The sequence below is a fragment of the Alteromonas sp. ABH4_457 genome (assembly GCF_056160625.1).
Genome location: NZ_JBSWXN010000004.1, coordinates 212,885 through 229,556, shown reverse-complemented (window position 1 = coordinate 229,556; position 16,672 = coordinate 212,885). Strand labels below are relative to the sequence as shown.

At 43.3% G+C, this 16,672-nt stretch carries 21 protein-coding genes and 8 tRNA genes; 15 read left to right on the top strand and 14 right to left on the bottom strand.

Annotated elements, in window-relative coordinates:
- The first annotated feature begins 34 nt into the window (after window positions 1-34).
- A complete protein-coding gene (gene nrdB / locus ACXAGR_RS11015; protein ID WP_474850162.1) occupies window positions 35-1,159 on the top strand; it encodes a class Ia ribonucleoside-diphosphate reductase subunit beta in 1,125 nt (374 codons plus the stop codon).
- Window positions 1,160-1,218: 59 nt separating this feature from the next.
- Here nrdB and ACXAGR_RS11010 read toward each other — a convergent pair whose 3' ends face one another.
- Window positions 1,219-1,452, bottom strand: coding sequence for a hypothetical protein (locus ACXAGR_RS11010; RefSeq protein WP_474850160.1), 234 nt, complete (start codon window positions 1,450-1,452; stop codon window positions 1,219-1,221).
- Window positions 1,453-1,570: 118 nt separating this feature from the next.
- On the opposite strand from ACXAGR_RS11010, the gene ACXAGR_RS11005 reads away from it, so the two are divergent.
- Together ACXAGR_RS11005 and ACXAGR_RS11000 are read left to right on the top strand one after the other, a co-directional pair.
- Window positions 1,571-2,128, top strand: coding sequence for a hypothetical protein (locus ACXAGR_RS11005; protein ID WP_474850158.1), 558 nt, complete (start codon window positions 1,571-1,573; stop codon window positions 2,126-2,128).
- 91 nt (window positions 2,129-2,219) lie between these two features.
- Window positions 2,220-2,996, top strand: a complete 777-nt coding sequence (locus tag ACXAGR_RS11000) for a hypothetical protein (RefSeq protein ID WP_474850156.1) — start codon at window positions 2,220-2,222, stop codon at window positions 2,994-2,996.
- A 30-nt stretch (window positions 2,997-3,026) separates the two neighbouring features.
- On the opposite strand, the gene ACXAGR_RS10995 is transcribed toward ACXAGR_RS11000, so the two are convergent.
- From ACXAGR_RS10995 to ACXAGR_RS10960, 8 genes are all read right to left on the bottom strand, one after another.
- Window positions 3,027-3,120 (bottom strand) — tRNA-Ser (locus ACXAGR_RS10995).
- A 5-nt stretch (window positions 3,121-3,125) separates the two neighbouring features.
- Window positions 3,126-3,210 (bottom strand) — tRNA-Leu (locus ACXAGR_RS10990).
- Window positions 3,211-3,215: 5 nt separating this feature from the next.
- Window positions 3,216-3,353: transfer RNA gene (locus ACXAGR_RS10985), tRNA-Ser, on the bottom strand.
- A gap of 6 nt (window positions 3,354-3,359) precedes the next feature.
- Window positions 3,360-3,443, bottom strand: a tRNA-Leu gene (locus ACXAGR_RS10980).
- A gap of 19 nt (window positions 3,444-3,462) precedes the next feature.
- Window positions 3,463-3,537: transfer RNA gene (locus ACXAGR_RS10975), tRNA-His, on the bottom strand.
- Window positions 3,538-3,548: 11 nt separating this feature from the next.
- Window positions 3,549-3,634, bottom strand: a tRNA-Leu gene (locus tag ACXAGR_RS10970).
- A 5-nt stretch (window positions 3,635-3,639) separates the two neighbouring features.
- Window positions 3,640-3,731 (bottom strand) — tRNA-Ser (locus ACXAGR_RS10965).
- Window positions 3,732-3,749: 18 nt separating this feature from the next.
- A tRNA-Ser gene (locus ACXAGR_RS10960) sits at window positions 3,750-3,842 on the bottom strand.
- Between the two features lie 599 nt (window positions 3,843-4,441).
- Here ACXAGR_RS10960 and ACXAGR_RS10955 point away from each other — a divergent pair.
- The 3 genes from ACXAGR_RS10955 to ACXAGR_RS10945 all read left to right on the top strand — a co-directional run bounded on the left by ACXAGR_RS10955 (window position 4,442) and on the right by ACXAGR_RS10945 (window position 6,588).
- Window positions 4,442-4,960 (top strand): HAD domain-containing protein, encoded by a 519-nt coding sequence (locus ACXAGR_RS10955; RefSeq protein ID WP_474850154.1) that lies wholly within the window; start codon window positions 4,442-4,444, stop codon window positions 4,958-4,960.
- Between the two features lie 32 nt (window positions 4,961-4,992).
- Window positions 4,993-6,117 (top strand): hypothetical protein, encoded by a 1,125-nt coding sequence (locus tag ACXAGR_RS10950; protein ID WP_474850152.1) that lies wholly within the window; start codon window positions 4,993-4,995, stop codon window positions 6,115-6,117.
- Window positions 6,118-6,264: 147 nt separating this feature from the next.
- Window positions 6,265-6,588, top strand: a complete 324-nt coding sequence (locus ACXAGR_RS10945) for a hypothetical protein (protein ID WP_474850150.1) — start codon at window positions 6,265-6,267, stop codon at window positions 6,586-6,588.
- A gap of 101 nt (window positions 6,589-6,689) precedes the next feature.
- On the opposite strand, the gene ACXAGR_RS10940 is transcribed toward ACXAGR_RS10945, so the two are convergent.
- Both ACXAGR_RS10940 and ACXAGR_RS10935 read right to left on the bottom strand, forming a co-directional pair.
- Window positions 6,690-7,193, bottom strand: a complete 504-nt coding sequence (locus ACXAGR_RS10940; RefSeq protein ID WP_474850148.1) for a hypothetical protein — start codon at window positions 7,191-7,193, stop codon at window positions 6,690-6,692.
- Between the two features lie 127 nt (window positions 7,194-7,320).
- Complete coding sequence (locus ACXAGR_RS10935; RefSeq protein WP_474850146.1) at window positions 7,321-7,938, bottom strand: hypothetical protein; 618 nt, start codon at window positions 7,936-7,938, stop codon at window positions 7,321-7,323.
- 112 nt (window positions 7,939-8,050) lie between these two features.
- On the opposite strand from ACXAGR_RS10935, the gene ACXAGR_RS10930 reads away from it, so the two are divergent.
- The 3 genes from ACXAGR_RS10930 (at window position 8,051) to ACXAGR_RS10920 (ending at window position 9,909) form a co-directional block, all read left to right on the top strand.
- Window positions 8,051-8,632 carry a hypothetical protein gene (locus ACXAGR_RS10930; protein WP_474850144.1) on the top strand — a complete coding sequence of 194 codons (582 nt, stop codon included), beginning with the start codon at window positions 8,051-8,053 and terminating at the stop codon, window positions 8,630-8,632.
- Window positions 8,633-8,695: 63 nt separating this feature from the next.
- A complete protein-coding gene (locus tag ACXAGR_RS10925) occupies window positions 8,696-9,262 on the top strand; it encodes a hypothetical protein (protein WP_474850142.1) in 567 nt (188 codons plus the stop codon).
- Between the two features lie 8 nt (window positions 9,263-9,270).
- Window positions 9,271-9,909, top strand: coding sequence for a hypothetical protein (locus ACXAGR_RS10920; protein WP_474850140.1), 639 nt, complete (start codon window positions 9,271-9,273; stop codon window positions 9,907-9,909).
- 6 nt (window positions 9,910-9,915) lie between these two features.
- Here ACXAGR_RS10920 and ACXAGR_RS10915 read toward each other — a convergent pair whose 3' ends face one another.
- Together ACXAGR_RS10915 and ACXAGR_RS10910 are read right to left on the bottom strand one after the other, a co-directional pair.
- Window positions 9,916-11,202 (bottom strand): hypothetical protein, encoded by a 1,287-nt coding sequence (locus ACXAGR_RS10915; RefSeq protein ID WP_474850138.1) that lies wholly within the window; start codon window positions 11,200-11,202, stop codon window positions 9,916-9,918.
- A 72-nt stretch (window positions 11,203-11,274) separates the two neighbouring features.
- Complete coding sequence (locus ACXAGR_RS10910) at window positions 11,275-11,967, bottom strand: hypothetical protein (protein ID WP_474850136.1); 693 nt, start codon at window positions 11,965-11,967, stop codon at window positions 11,275-11,277.
- A 134-nt stretch (window positions 11,968-12,101) separates the two neighbouring features.
- Here ACXAGR_RS10910 and ACXAGR_RS10905 point away from each other — a divergent pair, with 134 nt between their 5' ends.
- The 3 genes from ACXAGR_RS10905 to ACXAGR_RS10895 are packed head-to-tail and all read left to right on the top strand — an operon-like array spanning window position 12,102 to window position 13,028.
- Window positions 12,102-12,374: a hypothetical protein gene (locus ACXAGR_RS10905; protein WP_474850134.1), complete on the top strand. Its 273-nt coding sequence runs from the start codon at window positions 12,102-12,104 to the stop codon at window positions 12,372-12,374.
- Between the two features lie 17 nt (window positions 12,375-12,391).
- Window positions 12,392-12,832, top strand: a complete 441-nt coding sequence (locus ACXAGR_RS10900; protein WP_474850132.1) for a hypothetical protein — start codon at window positions 12,392-12,394, stop codon at window positions 12,830-12,832.
- Window positions 12,810-13,028: a hypothetical protein gene (locus ACXAGR_RS10895; RefSeq protein WP_474850131.1), complete on the top strand. Its 219-nt coding sequence runs from the start codon at window positions 12,810-12,812 to the stop codon at window positions 13,026-13,028. Before ACXAGR_RS10900 ends, ACXAGR_RS10895 begins: the two co-directional genes overlap by 23 nt.
- Here the strand turns inward: ACXAGR_RS10895 and ACXAGR_RS10890 are convergent.
- The gene (locus tag ACXAGR_RS10890; RefSeq protein WP_474850129.1) at window positions 13,025-13,579 is read right to left on the bottom strand and encodes an acyl-homoserine-lactone synthase; all 555 of its coding nucleotides are present in this window, start codon (window positions 13,577-13,579) and stop codon (window positions 13,025-13,027) included. The two genes, ACXAGR_RS10895 and ACXAGR_RS10890, sit on opposite strands and share 4 nt — an antisense overlap.
- A 443-nt stretch (window positions 13,580-14,022) precedes the next feature.
- Between ACXAGR_RS10890 and ACXAGR_RS10885 the strand changes: the two genes are divergently transcribed.
- The 3 genes from ACXAGR_RS10885 to ACXAGR_RS10875 are packed head-to-tail and all read left to right on the top strand — an operon-like array spanning window position 14,023 to window position 16,670.
- Entirely contained in the window at window positions 14,023-15,405 is a 1,383-nt protein-coding gene (locus ACXAGR_RS10885) for a hypothetical protein (RefSeq protein WP_474850127.1), read from the top strand.
- A gap of 44 nt (window positions 15,406-15,449) precedes the next feature.
- Window positions 15,450-16,103, top strand: a complete 654-nt coding sequence (gene tmk, locus ACXAGR_RS10880; protein WP_474850125.1) for a dTMP kinase — start codon at window positions 15,450-15,452, stop codon at window positions 16,101-16,103.
- On the top strand, window positions 16,104-16,670 hold the full coding sequence (locus tag ACXAGR_RS10875) for a hypothetical protein (RefSeq protein WP_474850122.1): 567 nt from the start codon (window positions 16,104-16,106) through the stop codon (window positions 16,668-16,670).
- The last annotated feature ends 2 nt before the right edge of the window (window positions 16,671-16,672 follow it).

Below are 16,672 nucleotides of genomic sequence, written 5' to 3'. Positions count from 1 at the left end.
ATATATTAGGCTTTTATGCCGTTTGGAGTTATCAATGTTTCAATCCTTTAGCCCCATTTTTAATGATGGGACAACCGAATATCTGTTTTTTGGAAATCCGGTCAACGTCGCACGCTATGATCAACAGAAATACCCTGTCTTTGAGAGAGCGGCTGAGAAGCAAATTTCCTTCTTCTGGAGGCCTGAGGAGGTAAACCTATCGCTAGACTCCAAAGACTTCCAAGATCTATCGCCTGCTGAGAAGCATATTTTCACAAGCAATCTCAAATACCAGTCTCTGCTTGACAGCATTCAAGGACGCTGCCCTTCAGTGGCTTTTATGCCTATCGTTTCAGACGGCAGCATGGAGGGGTTTATAGCGTGGTGGACAGCTATGGAAAATATTCATGCTCGCTCTTATACGCATATCATTCGGAACATATATCCTAATCCCAGTGTTATCTTTGACGACATAACCTTCAATGAGGCCATAAAGAAGCGTGCCGCTGATGTTTCGCGTTACTACGATGACCTTATTCATGCAGTAAATCTTTACCATAGCGTCGGTCTGGGTGAGCACGTTATCAACGGCGAAAAGGTTGTCGTATCACTGCGCGACATTAAAAAGAAACTTTTACTGTGTATGGTTTCGGTAAACGCCCTTGAAGCTCTTCGTTTCTACGTCTCCTTCTGCTGCACCTTTGCGTTCGCGGAGAGAAAGAAGATGATCGGCAATGCCCATATTTTACGCATGATTGCGAAAGACGAAAACCTTCACAAGGCGACCACCTTTGGAGTCTTAAACCTGTGGCGGTTAGGTAAAGACGATCCTGAAATGCAGGAAATTTTTGAAGAGTGTAAAAATGAAATACTGAGCATTTACATCGCTGTCGCCGAACAAGAAAAAGAATGGTGCGACTACCTGTTTCAGGACGGTTCAATGATTGGTCTTAATGCAGGCATCCTAAAACAATACGTGGAATTTCTGACTAATCAGGCTCTCACCACAATTGGCTTTGAGCCAAGCTACCCCACGCGCACCAACCCTGTGCCATGGATCAACACGTACCTTGAGAGCGACAAAGTACAGACTGCAAACCAAGAAACTGAAGGCAACTATCTGACCGGACAAATTGACGGTAATGTTGACTTGGGCGAATTCGACGACATCTCTCTCTGACCAGAAACAAACAACAAAGCTGTTGAATTATCTGACAAAGCCCTATTTTTAGGGCTTTCTTAGTCGATAATTACGACCCTTTCAACCCTGCCTTCAATGGGTGCCTGTTCTTCAGTACCTCTCCGGCTTCCCTCTTTTAATCCCCTAAGTTTAGCCAGCATCGAATAGCAAAAGCCTAATATAGTGCCTGTTACGACAACAGCAAAAGCTGCAAATACCAACACAATAAAACCAGTCAAGGTGAGAGAAACAATAAATGCATTTCGAATCGAATTTTTGTAAGACGTCTTCACAATTAAAATACTCCTTAAATATATGCGTGAAGTATAAATGCAACACGGGCATTTAACAACATTGACAAACATGAATTATTGCGTTAATATTAAAACTCGCACAACAAGGACTCAATCAATGCAATCAACGCTTTCACTAATCGACTACATGCTAATCAAACTGACCGAAGAACTGAATGAGATGGATGTCGAAAACCAGAAATTCTGGAGTGAGAGTGGATATTTCTTACAGCAGGGAGAGTCAGCAGCTGAGCTGGGCGCAGAAATGAATGATGTGGTCGGCGTCTGGCACGTACTGAAGAGCATCAGTCCGCTCTTCACCGACACCATCGGCGATACGCCTGATGAGATGATTTCCGAAAGTATCATTGCTACAGACCTCTCAACCCGCTTAAAGGATTTACAGAAAATTTGTCACAAAGCACTGGTGTTCGGACTAAATGACATCAATCCACACACGCAACTTAGCAACTTATATATGCTCAACTTAAGCATGAGTGTATTACTTTACCGGTTCACTCAACTTGGTAACATAGTCGGTAACGATTGCCACATTCAGCCACAACGCATCAATACTAAGATACAAAAGATCACTAAGTTTGCAGAATTATCTGTGAACAACCACAGACTTAGCGCTACTGATCGTGAAGCCCTAATTAATATTCAGGCATTTTAATTTCCAAATCGTATACCATTGCCCGCTTTACTATATATATCAACTACTATAATATAGCGTACAACAATTACGGATATCTATAGCGAAACCCATGAATCTTTCTTCGATTATCGCCATCACACTTTTCTTAACGGCTTTCATCGCGGGCCTTCTCTTATGGCATCAACATAATCAAACTGTTATTGCCCGCAAGAGAGCTAGAATTTCGGCTCTTAAGAGCCAATTCAACAATGTGGAGGATGTGATCGAAGCCAGTTCACAACTACCGCTTAGTGAGGCGACACTCTTTATTCTGAACTCCAAGCAACTACAGTATGTAACCAAGCTTTGTGAGGAATTGCCGAGAGAGAAAGCGTGGAAATTACACAAAGAGCGTTTAGTTAACATATTGTCAGTGCTATCCACCGAAGACAACCCTGCTGAAGGTATACCATCATGTATTAACGATGATCATATGCTTCAGTGTGTTAGAGTGCTTAAAAACGTACACAAAATTCTTGTCCACGAACTCCATCAGGATCGCGCATATTCTTCAGTAATCTCCCGCGAAATTGCCAAAACGAGATTCTATATTTTACACCTTTCTGTCTCAGCTTTACTGAAAAGCGCAGATGAAGCTATGACCATTAATGCTCTGGGTTCTGCCAGAGAGCGCTATGAGAGCGCCCTAGTCTCACTAGGCAAGTACACCGGAGGCATTGGCGTAGCTTGGGTACACGATACTGTTAACTATTGTAAAGAGCAGCTGAGGAATATCAGCGACAATATGAGACAGTCTAATCAAAACTTTGTGCGTACCAACAAAATAGCAAATGATGAGACAGGGTTGTCCAGAATGATGGACGGTAAAAAGCATCGACTCGCATAAAAGATTTGATACAACTAACAAGTTAATAATTGGCGGCGAAAGAGGGATTCGAACCCCCGATCCCATAAGAATGGGATACCAGTTTTCGAAACTGGCGTAATCAACCTGACTCTACCATTTCGCCTTATATGGTGCGGCTGATCGGAGTCGAACCGATACGCATTGCTGCACTGGAACCTAAATCCAGCGTGTCTACCTGTTTCACCACAGCCGCAAATTTGGCGGAGAGAGAGGGATTCGAACCCTCGGAACGTTACTCAAAACACACAGTAGATCATCTAAATTACTCTATGCACTTTGAGTAACGTCCAGCTATTTTCAAGACAGCCGCATTAAACCAGACTCTGCCATCTCTCCGTATCTTGGTGCAGAAAGCGGGGGTCGAACCCGCAAGCCTAAGGCGTCGGCTTTTAAGGCCGATGTGTATACCAATTTCACCATTTCTGCATTTATTTAAATCCTCACTGGGGTGTGGCTCGGACTTGAACCGAATCCACCTGAGTCACAATCAGGGACATTACCGATTATGCTAACCACACCCCACTGAAGACTTGGTAGGCGCACCGAGACTCGAACTCGGAAGATCTTTCAATCAAAAGCCCCTCAAGCTTTCGCGTTTACCATTTCGCCATGCGCCTAAATTTGGCGGAGAGGGAGGGATTCGAACCCTCGATCCCGTTTTCACGGAATGCTAACTTTCCAAGTTAGTGCCTTCAGCCGCTCGGCCACCACTCCAATTTAAACAAAGTATTTTGGCGGAGAGGGAGGGATTCGAACCCTCGAAACAGCTATAGACTGTCTGACCCCTTAGCAGGGGGCTGGTTTCAGCCACTCACCCACCTCTCCAAATTTTATATAAAAACACCCTTTATAGTTAGAACTCTAACTATAATCAAGAGTAATCCTGCCCCTCGTATTAAGCCTTTTAAAACCGCCCTATACGAGTTCAAGTCCAACTACGCTACGTGTATATTCTTTATTACCCCCTGAGAATTACTTTATCCCTCTCATTCTTAAAAACTAACTCTCAAAACACCTGAGCAGCTAATCTCAAAACACAAAAAAGCCCCGAAGGTTGACTCTCCGGGGCTTCATTTAAAAGCATTAAGAACCGGAGGCGGTTACGCCTCCGAAACGAGACGAACCTACACGCGCAGCAGCAAACTGAGCGATAAACTCAGTGATGATGATGAATGATGCAGTGCGTTTAACATTTTTCCGATTCCTAAATTCTTAACTTACGTTGTGTAAGTGATATAACGCTACTATAGCCACGGATAAGGATAGTGTCAACAAAAAAATGCCATTTTTACGAAAAATATAGTTCTGCTCAAATTATTTAATGTCCACCCTCAGTCTTACTTGATTATTTAGACTTTACGACGGATTGTTTTTATGTTACTATTCTTAAAACAAAGAAGAACATTGCAGAATCACAAGTCTTTATGAAAATAATCTTTCTAGGCATTAGCGGCGTACTCAATTCACTTCCCTTCGATGCACATCGCCGCACCGAAAAAGGAAGAGAAAGAAGAACTCGGATTATAAAAAGGTTCTCAGATCGAAACATAGGCATCGCCATTAACCTTCTCGATGAGAAGGCTGTCAGCGTTCTTCAGGAGGCTGTAATCAAGCATGACTACAAGATTGTCCTCTCATGCATGTGGAAAGACTACTACACAGAACATGGCGAGGATTTTATCTATACGGTATTCGCGGGCACAGGATATCCCCTTCCTCCGAACACTATTCTCGGCATCACCAAGCGGAACGGGACACTGGAAGAGCAAACAAAAGACTGGTTAAGCAGGTTGGGCGATAAGTGCAAGTCAGTGATTATTCATTCAGAAGCAAACCCGAACGGGTGCCTGCCCGCTATTAAGGTTGATAAGAACAAGGGATTAACACGTTCCGACTTGGCAAATGCTGCATTTCTATTCCACAGGAAACTAACTGTGGTATAATTTACAGAGTATTAATTCCGGAGTACTATTCATTGATAACCCCTGAAACTTTAATGGCCTCTTACGAGGAAGCAAGAAAAATTGAAGACAACGAACACTTCAAGCATCTTGAAGAGACCACTCAGGTTGTTGTTCCTAAAAAAGGTCGTTCCGAGGTATGCCGAACCCGCTTCAGTCACAGCTATGAGGTGGCGACCTCAGCGATGACGATGCTGGTGTCCATTGCCATCAAACTTGGTGTACATCCTGACACCCTAGATCGCTACAAATCTCTGGAAAATGTCTGTAAAATCCACGACTTAGGTCATCCCGCTTTCGGGCATGACGGAGCAACGTATCTGGATAAAAAGTTTAAATCACTGGGTCTTGAGGAAGGGTTTTCAGACAACAATAATACGCTTCAGGTGATTCAGAAAAATCGCATGCCACTGCGTAGCTATACCGTTGCCAGTGCCATAAAATACCCTGACAAACTTTACGATTCTCAAAAAGCGGTTTTCCTTCCGCTGCTAGATCAGGCTGTTGAGGAGGATAAAAAACACCTTAAATCACACAGCATGAGCAATACATGGCTGAAACGGACTATTGCCTGCGAAATCATGGATGAGGCGGACAGGAATAGTTACACCTTTTCAGATATGTGCGACCATCTGCTTAACGATGGCAAGCTTGATCGGGATATCGTTCTAAGTCGGGCGTTAGACAAGCAGGTATCACCCCGTACTATGCAGAAACTTGAAGAGCTGGTTAATCTTGCTGAAAGCCGCGACAAATCCAGTATCAGCCTCTTTCTTAGTCAAGCTAAAGGGGAGTGCAATAAAGCCTACGAAGTGACTGAGTATGGGCTTGAAATGACGGACAGACAGCAGTTTGAATTTCGCGAATTTGTAAATAAACTCACTAAAGAGTTTTTCATCCGCCCTATCCGGAAAATGCCTGTTCATGCCTCCAATATGCAGAAGCTTGAACATGTAACAAACGCCGTCATTTCCGGTGAATTCAGGCCATCAAGAACCTATGCTTCTGCGATAGAGAACGCGACTGACAGATCAGAACAGCTTCGTGCAATGCGCGACATGGTTGCAGAATTCAGCGATTGGTACGTGATCCGCACACACGAAAAGCTTTTACGCAACGAACTATTACACAGTATCTAACGAAAGCGCCTTCTGGCGCTTTTTATTCTACATCAATTACCTCCAAAAAAGTATTGACAATATAATTTATTGTGTTATTATACACTCATAGTCTGAAACGACTGACAAACAACAGTAATGTAAACGGTATCTAAAGGTAGTCTTAATATGGCAAAGAGAAAAGTGAAACCAGTGAGAATGCGTCCTGCTTTGGATGTTTTAGATGCTCAGGATCTGCCCAATTGCAGACTGGCCCGCATTCAGGGAAGTAACATCCTCTTTGTCGTATCTGCCCATGTGCGGAAAAACAAAGAAGCCTGCCGATACTTGGAATATGTAACGCAGATTAACGGACAAAATGTCATCTCTGAGGGCAAATTGAGACCAAAATTTTGGTACTTGAACTTTTTCGACCCTAGCGACTGGCATGCCAAATTTGCAAAAATGGATGCCGTTATTGCCAGCATGAAAAAGAATACACTTGCCGCTTAGTTGCTGTGCGTCATCCATAGTAAATATGATATTTCTATGATGACAATCAACAAGGCGCAAATCATGAGTGACTTGGATACGATGTTAGTAATCTTCAGCATCTACCGCACCCAAATCATTGTTTGCGCCACATCCCCATTTGGCGAGAGAACAACTGTACAATGCTGGCCAGCTTCAATAGCAAAGATTTGCTTATCACCTGAAACCTCTGCCCCCAGTGTTGTCACTATATCTGTTTCTATTTTTGTACATTCCACTGATACTTCCTCTCCTGTGACGACAATCTCGCTAACAGAGAATGGTATCGAAACTCTAGCCTGACCGGAAGGAGCCGCTATTCTTAGCTTTTCTGCGCTCCCCTGCTCTCTGACAGCACTCCAAGAGACTGGGATGTTAATCTCACCATTCATATAAACCAGTGGTGATAGCGTCACGGGCTGACTGTCATATAGCGAAACGATGCCCTCTCCCTCAGACGGCAAGCTAAATAGTAAAGTGTGACCTGAGAGCATGTTGCAGAAAGCCGCCATGCTATAAAAAGTTTCACCATCGCCATCCGGATCTACCGAAAACACACCACTGGCCAAGTGGAGTTCCTCTGTCATTGATATTTCATGACACATCCTCCGCCCTTTCCGGTCTAAGTCAATGATCATAGAATTATAATCAAAGGCATAAGAGTGTGTGCTTAGCACAACACCTGTGAGCATCAGAAGACATCTTTTTAACATACTACCTCACCCAAATCTTATCTACCATAAACAGCCCCGAGTTCTCTTCAAGCAGCAATTCACCACCCGAAGAAGGGAGCGATAGCACTATTCTCTCAGAGCCACCGCCCTCGACCCATAACACAGTCTCTTTATCACCCTTACGATGAAGGATTCTGTTCATTTTTGCAGGAATAATTGGCACTTCTTTTAAATGCACCTCCACCTCTGTCACCCACGATGGCAACCTATGCGATATGACTGCTTGTTGCAGTCCCGCAGCAAAGAACTGTATAAAGTCGGCATCAGGCTCAATAAGAGGATCATTAAACCAGACTCGTTCCTCAAATTCCCAACCTGCTTTTGCTAATACCGAGCCGTGCGTCAGCATTTCTCCTGCAATAGCTTTCACAGGCAAAATACGCTCTCCGAAATCAGAAAACAGAGCCTGACCTGTCTCGTCATTACAGTATATCGAGCGAAAATCTCCCTCTATAATAATCTTGTAATTACCAGTCTCATCAGGGATGTCGCTTTTAATCGCTTCAGCACAAGTAAAACTGGAAACAGACTCTTTTACTTCTACATCTGCCAGCACCGAGCCAGTTGCAACGGTAAGAAAAAGTAATATTGCTTTCACACAAACCTCTCAATAAAATACTTCTTCAATATACCACCCTGTTGAAAATTGTTCCATATTTCATCAAAAATGTCCCAATTAATAGCTTGAAAATATAACTGGCGACGCTACAATGATTGCATTACGGTTACTTTATTTGACAACAATGAACAAGCATTACATTTTCTCAAAACTTGAAAAGATCTGGTACATTCAAGACGGCCATTCTAACGGCTATCGAGAAATAAGGCTGTTCAATGTTCGGGACTTACTGGTAAAGCACAAACACCTCCTAGAAGTGGACTATCTCACCGCCTCAATGATTCTGGACACCCTGCTGGTGGGCATGACACCGGATAAAACAGTATCCGTCACTTGCCTTCAAAGTAAAGAACTAAATAGCCTTACGCCCTATGAAGGTTACTTTATGCAACTAAAACTAACGGAAGATTACACCCTCGGCTTTAAATCCCTAAAACTCAGTAATCTCCTTATGTCTGACGTAAACGCCATGTCTGGACAGGCAGCCCATGCATCGCATTGTCATGCACTCGCAATAGCATTAGGCTTTTTCCGTAAAGACACAACTACGCAACACGGGTACTGGAAGTTTGCTTTTGACGAAGGGTACTCCCCTATCAATGCTGTCTCTACAAGTGGTTGTGACTTCCAGCCTCTTCTTGAGAATGAGTATTCCGACAACGCCCTGAACTGACAAATTTACAACGCCAACTTTCTGTGATATTATAAGAAGAGTTTAATAACTCAGGGTTATATCATGCAACTACAGAATAGCGCACTTCTATCTTATTCAGTTGGCAAAAAAGAAGTTAAGGGAATTGCATTTTACCAAGGTGGAAGCATTAAGGCTTACTGCGACAGTAGCTTCCTGCAAGATGAAATCAAAAGACACCTGCCTATCAGCAGTATCGATGAGATAACCAACATAACAAAACCACGAAAGCTCGATCTCTACAGAACAGATGTGTTCTTTTTCGATAGCATTCTCTACATTTTTGCGCCTCTTGTTCAGACGACTGATGAGATAGAAGAATTAGGCTTCACCGATGATAGCGGTGAGAATAATTACTACACCTACTTTACAATCACATTTCACTCTTGCGGCGTTGCTCGCACAGCGAAAATTTGCAACAGACTGAAGACGCGAACAGAGAAAACAAACTTTACCAGAAAAGTCGATAAGATGTGCTCTATTTTATGTTCTGATGAAGACAATTATGAAGTAAGAAAATCAGTAATCAGCTTATTTAAAAACAAGAGCAAAATGCTTGAGGCTAACCAGCTCCTTGAGAGCCTGCTGAATGAAAAACCAGCATTGGACTGAATAGGTAAATGAGGTATTATATTGGCGATTCTGTAAATAATGTTTTAGGTGTATTTATCATGGCATTTCCCAAATTATTTTTAAGTGCGGCTTTTTTTTCTTTAGTCAGCACCTCGTCCTCCGCTGGACAAGACGACCCCAGTAAGCGTGATTACCGTCCTTTGTCTGACAAAGGAGTTCGTATAGTTGCCACCCGAGTCGGCAAAGGAAGAGAGCTGACACAAGAATTGGTGAATAAAGTAGCAGCTATTGATGAATCTCTGCGTCGAAATATCGATTTTTTTGAAGATCTTCGGACTTGCAAAACATTCGACGATTCCATTCCAGCTTTCAGCCCTACCACAACCGTAAAAGTAGGGTATAAGTCTGGCATGATAGAAGTTGGCAAGGGAAAGCAGAAGCGCCTTTCTTGCCAACTTGAAAGTAGTCAGATATCTGAAGCGTCGGTTATGTCTGTCAGCTGTCTTGTAAACGAGCAGGAACTGAACCAGATTGCCAGTGAAGGAGTCACTTCCTTTAAGCAGGCTATCCACCGTTTCCGAACTGACGGTGTTTACAGCTTGATAAGTCCAAGCTCAACATTCTCTACACTTCAAGGTAGTGGGCGGTGCGAAGTCTCTATACGAATGCCTGAAGACACAAAATAAGATTCCTCAGGCAGCATTACCATCTTTAATGCTGCCTGACAGCAACTCGCAGAATCTCGGATGTCCCGAATACAAGGGAATCATGTCATACATATCTGCTAATCCATACCTTACTGCCAAAAGCGCAAGCTCTATTTTGACACCACCACCTGCAAAGTCGACGGAACGCAAGCTGTCGAACTGCCTAAGCGTCAACATATCTTTCGGCCCACCAGCATCCACGGTGCATTTGCCCAGAAATATTTTGGAAAATGTTCTTTTTGCCCGCGCATGATTTCTGAACTGCTCCATAAGTATCTCATCCGGTGACAGGTAAGGACAAGCCGTTAATTCTGCCACCTTATTCAGCACCTCTTCGTGAGCAGGCGTGAGGTTCGCTGAACATAAATACCCGTGTTTATAGATATTCGACACGACCTCAATACTAAACTCTCTATCCAGAATCTGTTTACGCCCCAGTTCATCAATTACACCAGAAATCAGCGCTACCTCTGAGTGGCTAATTAAGCTTGAAAACAAATCTTTAAGTATTCCAGATCTGGCGATATCATCCGCACAAACACCTGCCAGACTCGCTTCTAAAAAGCGATGCCCGTCAAATATCGATACCTTATAAGCCATGACTATCGACTCAACTAAGAGATTCATTGCTCTCTCCTGAATCATCCACCTTTCCTCTTTGCATAAAAATGCCAACAGAGAGTCCTCACCTTTAAAACTGATAATTGAACGCCCTTGGGTAGACCAGAGTAGTTTTTGAAATCCCTCATCGTTTAAAAAGCTTAAAATGTTATTCATAGCAAGAGCAGAATCACTGCAAACCATTCTTTCCAGATCACTAATCATGTTAAATCTAAACCGATATCCATTTGCAATCTTCGCCCTGTCCTCACGAGAGGAATTTACTATCAGGCTCAACGCCAGTTGCATAGCATGAGAACGATTTTCCTCTCTTGCCCAAAGCAGGTACTCAATAGCCCTCGCCCAAACAGCTTTTGCCACCCAGTGATGCTTAGACATATGCAAATCGTGCAAAAATTCATTTTCGTTGATCTTCTTTGCGTTAAAAATATCCATCACCTCCTGCTCTGACGCCCCTATAGCAGTAAATTCAGGGGCGTTTACGCTTGTACAACCGGAGGTCAGGTTAATGACCTCCAGCACGGAGTCATAAGATGTCGAATAACCCAGATTTTTTCTCCAGCGCTTCTTTAAGGTGTTTTCGAGAGCATGAAAAACGCCGCCAACCTTCAGGTATACTGAGTTGGCCATTAAATTCGATACTGTCTTCATACTTAATTTTTTCCTTTTGTAAAAAAGAGGCATAATGTCTCACGCCCCCTCTCTTCTTACTGTCAGTAATTCTTAGCGCAACCCTCTCTCTTCCTGAAAGCGCAGGATCTTCTTATACGCCAAGAAATAGGTCAGACCCAATAGAACCCAAGCCACATAAACAGAATAGAAAACCACATCAAAGAATTTCACATCTTGCAGCAAAACTAGCGGATTGGGCGCAACAAAAAGGTAAGCAGCTATCCCAACAATTGCGAACACAGGCAAAATACCCTGAAATACAAAAACTCGCTTAAACATCAAATAAATCTTTGAAAAACGGGTCGCCCGCATTCGCTTACCCTTAATCAGGACACCAACACCTTTCACAAAGGCAATGAAAGATACACCCAATCCAGCTAAACCAAATATCTCTTCACCAGTCCATCCGGCAACCCAAACAGACTTCCACTCAGTAAAGAAAAATCCCACACAAAGCGCAAGCATACCAATCAAAACATTTAACTTGCTCCAGTACAGCGCCTTCTTTAAATTCTCCGCCAACTGTAATTCTTGCGTCATTTCCCTTGCCTGAGCAAAGTCCCTCCCTTCTTTGGTAACAAATTCCTCTTCGCCGCTTGGACAGGCGATAGGCTTGCCACGCACAGGCTTCTGTGAAGGCAGTCGGGATGTAATTTTACCGGCACTGGTCGCTACACCAACACCTAGATTTGCCGCCTTCCTTCTTTGCATCAATCGCATCTTACTTTCTTTGTCCAGTGCCACGATTCACCCTCAATAATTAGTACGCCGTATATTTCGATAATACGTGAAAAACATCACCATTTTCAATATGTTTTTGAGTTTACTTTATTCGCATTATGTGTTATTATAAGGACTTCAGGTTAAGGGGTATTTAGATGCTGAAAACATTACGTTTAGCGCACTGTAAAGATATGGGTTCAGTTATTCTGATGACGTCATCTCGGAAGGATAGCTCAGCGCGTCCAAAAAATAGTCTTCACTTTATTGAGAAAGGCGATCTTTGCGAGGCAAATTTAACCGAACTGCTTCAAATCGAAGCAGAATGTGTCAGACTTCAAGAGTTAAACTTAGAAAAGTCAGAACAAGGAGTCGACTACTATCTTATACACTTTGTACAGCGCACTGATTGTGGCAGAATTGCAGCATAACAAATGTGAGAACCTTCATGCCTAGCCAACCAATGCCGGAAAAGTTAAAACTTGAAGCCATCCTTGAGCCTATCGAAAATACTCCCGTCGAGTGCGACGGATTTATGCGACTGGCCACCACACTTTTAGCGAATCACAAGATTCCCCATAAAGTATGCAAAGGATCTTTGGTTATTAATAAGGACAGCAAACTGCCTCACTTCTGGCTGGAGACCGATACGTATTGCATTGACTATACCGCAAGAATGTGGACACGCAGCAAGGAAACTCCACATGGTGTTTTTACTCCTGTAAAATCGCTTTATCAAGACCGTGAAGAAGTTGAGATAGCGCCTGTTTGCGATATGCTGTTTTTCATACTTGCAAACATGTCGTTGAATACAGCAATTGAAAAAGGCATCGCTTCACTCAATCTCATTAAAGAGGAAAAAAAGTATGTTTCTCCAAACTGTAAATAACAGCACCGAAGCTCAAGCTGTGCTTTTTAGTATAGTCAGAAAAATCTCCTCTGATTATGAAGATGCTCAACTCAATCACCCAAGAGTTCGTAAACAGATTGCTTCCAAAGCATTATCGGAAACAAAATCCAGATACCCAGAAGTCGCGCCGTCCCTGTGGGCTGAAGCCGCTTTAGCTCTTGCAGAGCAAGGCTAAGCTGCGCGGTAGCGAGAAAACTCTTCTTCAGTCATTGCTATTTCGAACAAAGAACGAGTACCGCGAAGCTCGAAGGGCTTGCTCATTCGGGTAAGCGCATAGCCTGAACGTCTGAGCGCTATTGCAAGCTTGTGCTCTACAACAATGTAAATGTTATAAATTCTCGACGAAATCAGATGCACGCAGATTGCAAAAAAAATAGCGGGCAAGTTAACAACATCACGATATTCCGGCAAAATCAGCAGTCTGGACAGCTCTTTCGTAGACGCATCAATGCAATCAATCCCATCAGCCCTCTCCGCCTTGGCTGCATAAGGCGAGAGCTTAGAAAGCACACGGAAATACCCAACCGGAGCACCCGTTTTTTTATCGACAATCAGGCAGTGTTCGGACTTTCCGTCATAGACGTCTGTCTCCATACCGTTACCTAAATCTGGCTCGTAACCCTTTTCCTGCACGAATACTTGATGCCGGAATGCCAATCCCTGATTGATCTCCTCGCGTGTTAAGCAGACCTTTACCTCGAACTTCTCGACAACTGATTTCAACATGATTTCTCTCTCATAGATACGCCGTAAAATACATCGCTAATCGGGAGAATATCAGACGAACACCCCCCAAACCAGTAATATTTACCACCTATTAATAGTTTTTTGTACGATTTGCATACTATATAGGAATGAATCCCGCTCTTCACGCAACAATACTTCGCGTCTGCTATCAATAGTTATTTAAATTAATAACTATAACAACAAGCAGAGGTTGCCTTTATAGAAAGATACATCTAACAAATTAATACTCGTTTTATATTAAATAAACAGGTAGACTTGCACTAAATTCAGGTTTGCAGGCATCTATTTCTAAGCCTTTTGAAAAGACCCAAGCCCTTGTATTTACCGACAACATTTATTAGAGCGACACTCAGGCTCCGCTTGCGGCGCATGCGTGAAATCAAAAATCCTCGCTAAGCGGGGTTCAAATGGACAGACATATAATGATAATTTCTGACTTGAACCGGACATTCATTGTTAAGAACCATAAACGGCATACTATCGAATTCTGCGACATGCTTAATGATTTGGCACACAGCCTTCCGGTTATCTTTAAACAAGAATACTTCTTTGCACAACCGGTTGCCTTATATGCGGATAAAAGCCAGAAACCATCCTATTTCGCACTAATTGAAACCGTTCAAAATGACGCCGTGAGTGGCGATATCTACCATATGAAGACGTTAGTCGCACTGGCAGACTCCCATGGCAAAATCAATCCGTCAGAAAGCGTAGAACCGCTTATCGCAAAAGCCAATTTAGACAATCGCCCTAAATTAGCCATAGCCCTCAGCTTGCATGAATCCAATAACGGCCACCGCGAATTCATAGAAAGTCGCGAGTGGAATGATGACCTCAAACTTTGGCAATATGAGTGCAATCCGGTAGTACTTAGCGATATTCTTAATGTTAAAGGCGTCAACGCTGCACTGTTTGACAACAGCACTGGCCGCGTAGCATTTGATCTACTCTTCTGGCTGGCCAGTGTCAATAAACTTGGGCTGATTAGTCAGGTCTCTCCTGATAGCGATCTTAATGAGCACCTCCTGATGGCCCGCCACCTTCAGCGAGGTTTTATTGGCACCCACAGTATTCCTGCTTTCTTGCCAAAAGTACCAGACATCACATACCAGAAAATGTCAAAAGCAAAGATCGTTGTTGAGGACAAGATGAGATACATACTGTCTCTGCCCTGCCAGAGCTTTACCGAGCATTGCGACTCCGGCTACCTACTCAACAGTGCTGTTATTCTTGGAGAAACACTATGCCCCCTTTCTCACGCAACCCGCGTTGAAATTGACAACTTAAGTGTCAATGGCATCAACATGCCAGTTACGCACATGAACGTCGGGCAGCTTTCCGCCATCATCATGATAAACCTGAGGCCCGATAGTGGGAAAATGTTTATCAAAGGAGTGGTTAATATACCACTAACTACTGCTGACGCATTTATCAGCAAGAAGCACGCAGGCTGTCTTGATATTTCGAATCTTCTGAAGACGACCAGTGACAAACTGTACCGGCACCCCATCCCATTTTATATGGATGCAGGAGAGTTACTTAAAGCCCACAACAAAACCATCGCATTCAACGACAAAACAAAAGATGTACTTGCGCGTCAGGTCATCTACCTTATGCTGGAATGCGAAGCATATCTTATCTCACAACATATAGATAATGCCTCTGCCAGAATGGAGCTTGACGGCAGCTGCCTTTCAACAAAATACTGGCGTCATTTTAATACGGTATTTATTCCCAATAATGTCGATATGCTTGAAGCTTGGAAGCTCAGGAATATTGACCATGATTCATTGATTGACAACTAGGCACTTATGTGTTACAATAAACTTAGTTAATTAGAAGAGCTTTTATGATATTTACAACTGCTGGAATTGAAGGAAGCGGTAAATCCACTGCCTCCGTAGCTATCGCTGAGGCCTGCGAAATTATGGGCCAGCCTTATATACCCGCCCGCGAGCCGGGAGGTACACCTATCGCCGAAAAGATCCGTGATTTTGTACTTAGTAATGATACCACTTCCAATCATGGCGAAGAATTTGACCCTAAAACCGAACTGCTCTTGATGTTCGCCTCTCGGAATCAACTTTGGAGAGCACTAATTCTTCCTCACCTTAAGAAAGGGTATGCTGCGATCATTGATCGTTCTCATTACTGCTCTTTTGCGATGCAAGTACGGGGAAGAGACACCATTTCGGTCAGTGATTATGATCACCTGATGTCTGTTGTAATGGCTGATATGCCTGTTTACGATCTCATCTTCCACCTTCACACTGACACTGTGGAGGAGTCTTTACGTCGCAGATGGGGTGAATCAGAACCAGATCGCTTTGAATCCAGCCCGTTATCCTATTTTGAGCGAGTGAATGACGGATATTTTGAAATTCTGGAAGGTAGACAAAACGTTGTTCGAATCAATACTTCTACTCACGATCAGGATGCCGTTCGTGATATAGTAATCCGAGAAACAACCAGAGTAATAAAGCAGGCAAAAGGAGCCGCTTAAGTGAAAAAAGCACTGAAGAAGTATTCTGCTTCACCCGTAAACCCTGAAGAGGCTACGGCTCTTAATATGGGCAGAATACCTTCTCTTACTTTTTTTAATGATGCAGCATCAATCTTATCTCTGCTTAACGCCAATATAAAAGGCGGATTTTCGCACAAAATCCTCCCAGCAATGGATGAGGACGGTGGATTCACTGTCGGGCACTACCAGCTCTATATTGAAACCAAAGATGACGTCACTGTTTTCTGGCTTACTGAGGAAAACAACACCCCAGCGAGTGAAACAAGACAAGCACCTCTGGAATACGTATACGAATCAGACGGAGTAACCTGCTGGGTACACAGCACAAAGACCGGTGAAACTGTCGGGCGATTCGGCAAAATGGGCATTGATATCCATCACCCCTTTGCAGAACAAGATGAAAAGGGTCAGTGCCTTCATTGCACGCATGAGCCAACCAATCAACAGGACTGGGATTTTTTTAGAAGCTACGCAAGCTTCCACTGGAATCTCGATATACCATCAGATAGCATGCACAGCTCCCGCTTTGAGAGCTATGCGCAGTAAGG

What these genes read in the sequence shown, in the direction of transcription:
- ACXAGR_RS10905 (WP_474850134.1), top strand. Translation starts at nt 12,102, where the DNA reads ATGCTGAAAACATTACGTTTAGCGCACTGTAAAGATATGGGTTCAGTT.
- ACXAGR_RS10915 (WP_474850138.1), bottom strand. Translation starts at nt 11,202, where the DNA reads ATGAAGACAGTATCGAATTTAATGGCCAACTCAGTATACCTGAAGGTT.
- ACXAGR_RS10885 (WP_474850127.1), top strand. Translation starts at nt 14,023, where the DNA reads ATGATAATTTCTGACTTGAACCGGACATTCATTGTTAAGAACCATAAA.
- ACXAGR_RS10920 (WP_474850140.1), top strand. Translation starts at nt 9,271, where the DNA reads ATGAGGTATTATATTGGCGATTCTGTAAATAATGTTTTAGGTGTATTT.
- ACXAGR_RS11000 (WP_474850156.1), top strand. Translation starts at nt 2,220, where the DNA reads ATGAATCTTTCTTCGATTATCGCCATCACACTTTTCTTAACGGCTTTC.
- ACXAGR_RS10930 (WP_474850144.1), top strand. Translation starts at nt 8,051, where the DNA reads ATGATTGCATTACGGTTACTTTATTTGACAACAATGAACAAGCATTAC.
- ACXAGR_RS10940 (WP_474850148.1), bottom strand. Translation starts at nt 7,193, where the DNA reads ATGACAGAGGAACTCCACTTGGCCAGTGGTGTGTTTTCGGTAGATCCG.
- ACXAGR_RS10900 (WP_474850132.1), top strand. Translation starts at nt 12,392, where the DNA reads ATGCCTAGCCAACCAATGCCGGAAAAGTTAAAACTTGAAGCCATCCTT.
- ACXAGR_RS10925 (WP_474850142.1), top strand. Translation starts at nt 8,696, where the DNA reads ATGCAACTACAGAATAGCGCACTTCTATCTTATTCAGTTGGCAAAAAA.
- nrdB (WP_474850162.1), top strand. Translation starts at nt 35, where the DNA reads ATGTTTCAATCCTTTAGCCCCATTTTTAATGATGGGACAACCGAATAT.
- ACXAGR_RS11005 (WP_474850158.1), top strand. Translation starts at nt 1,571, where the DNA reads ATGCAATCAACGCTTTCACTAATCGACTACATGCTAATCAAACTGACC.
- ACXAGR_RS10895 (WP_474850131.1), top strand. Translation starts at nt 12,810, where the DNA reads ATGTTTCTCCAAACTGTAAATAACAGCACCGAAGCTCAAGCTGTGCTT.
- ACXAGR_RS10955 (WP_474850154.1), top strand. Translation starts at nt 4,442, where the DNA reads ATGAAAATAATCTTTCTAGGCATTAGCGGCGTACTCAATTCACTTCCC.
- tmk (WP_474850125.1), top strand. Translation starts at nt 15,450, where the DNA reads ATGATATTTACAACTGCTGGAATTGAAGGAAGCGGTAAATCCACTGCC.
- ACXAGR_RS10945 (WP_474850150.1), top strand. Translation starts at nt 6,265, where the DNA reads ATGGCAAAGAGAAAAGTGAAACCAGTGAGAATGCGTCCTGCTTTGGAT.
- ACXAGR_RS10890 (WP_474850129.1), bottom strand. Translation starts at nt 13,579, where the DNA reads ATGTTGAAATCAGTTGTCGAGAAGTTCGAGGTAAAGGTCTGCTTAACA.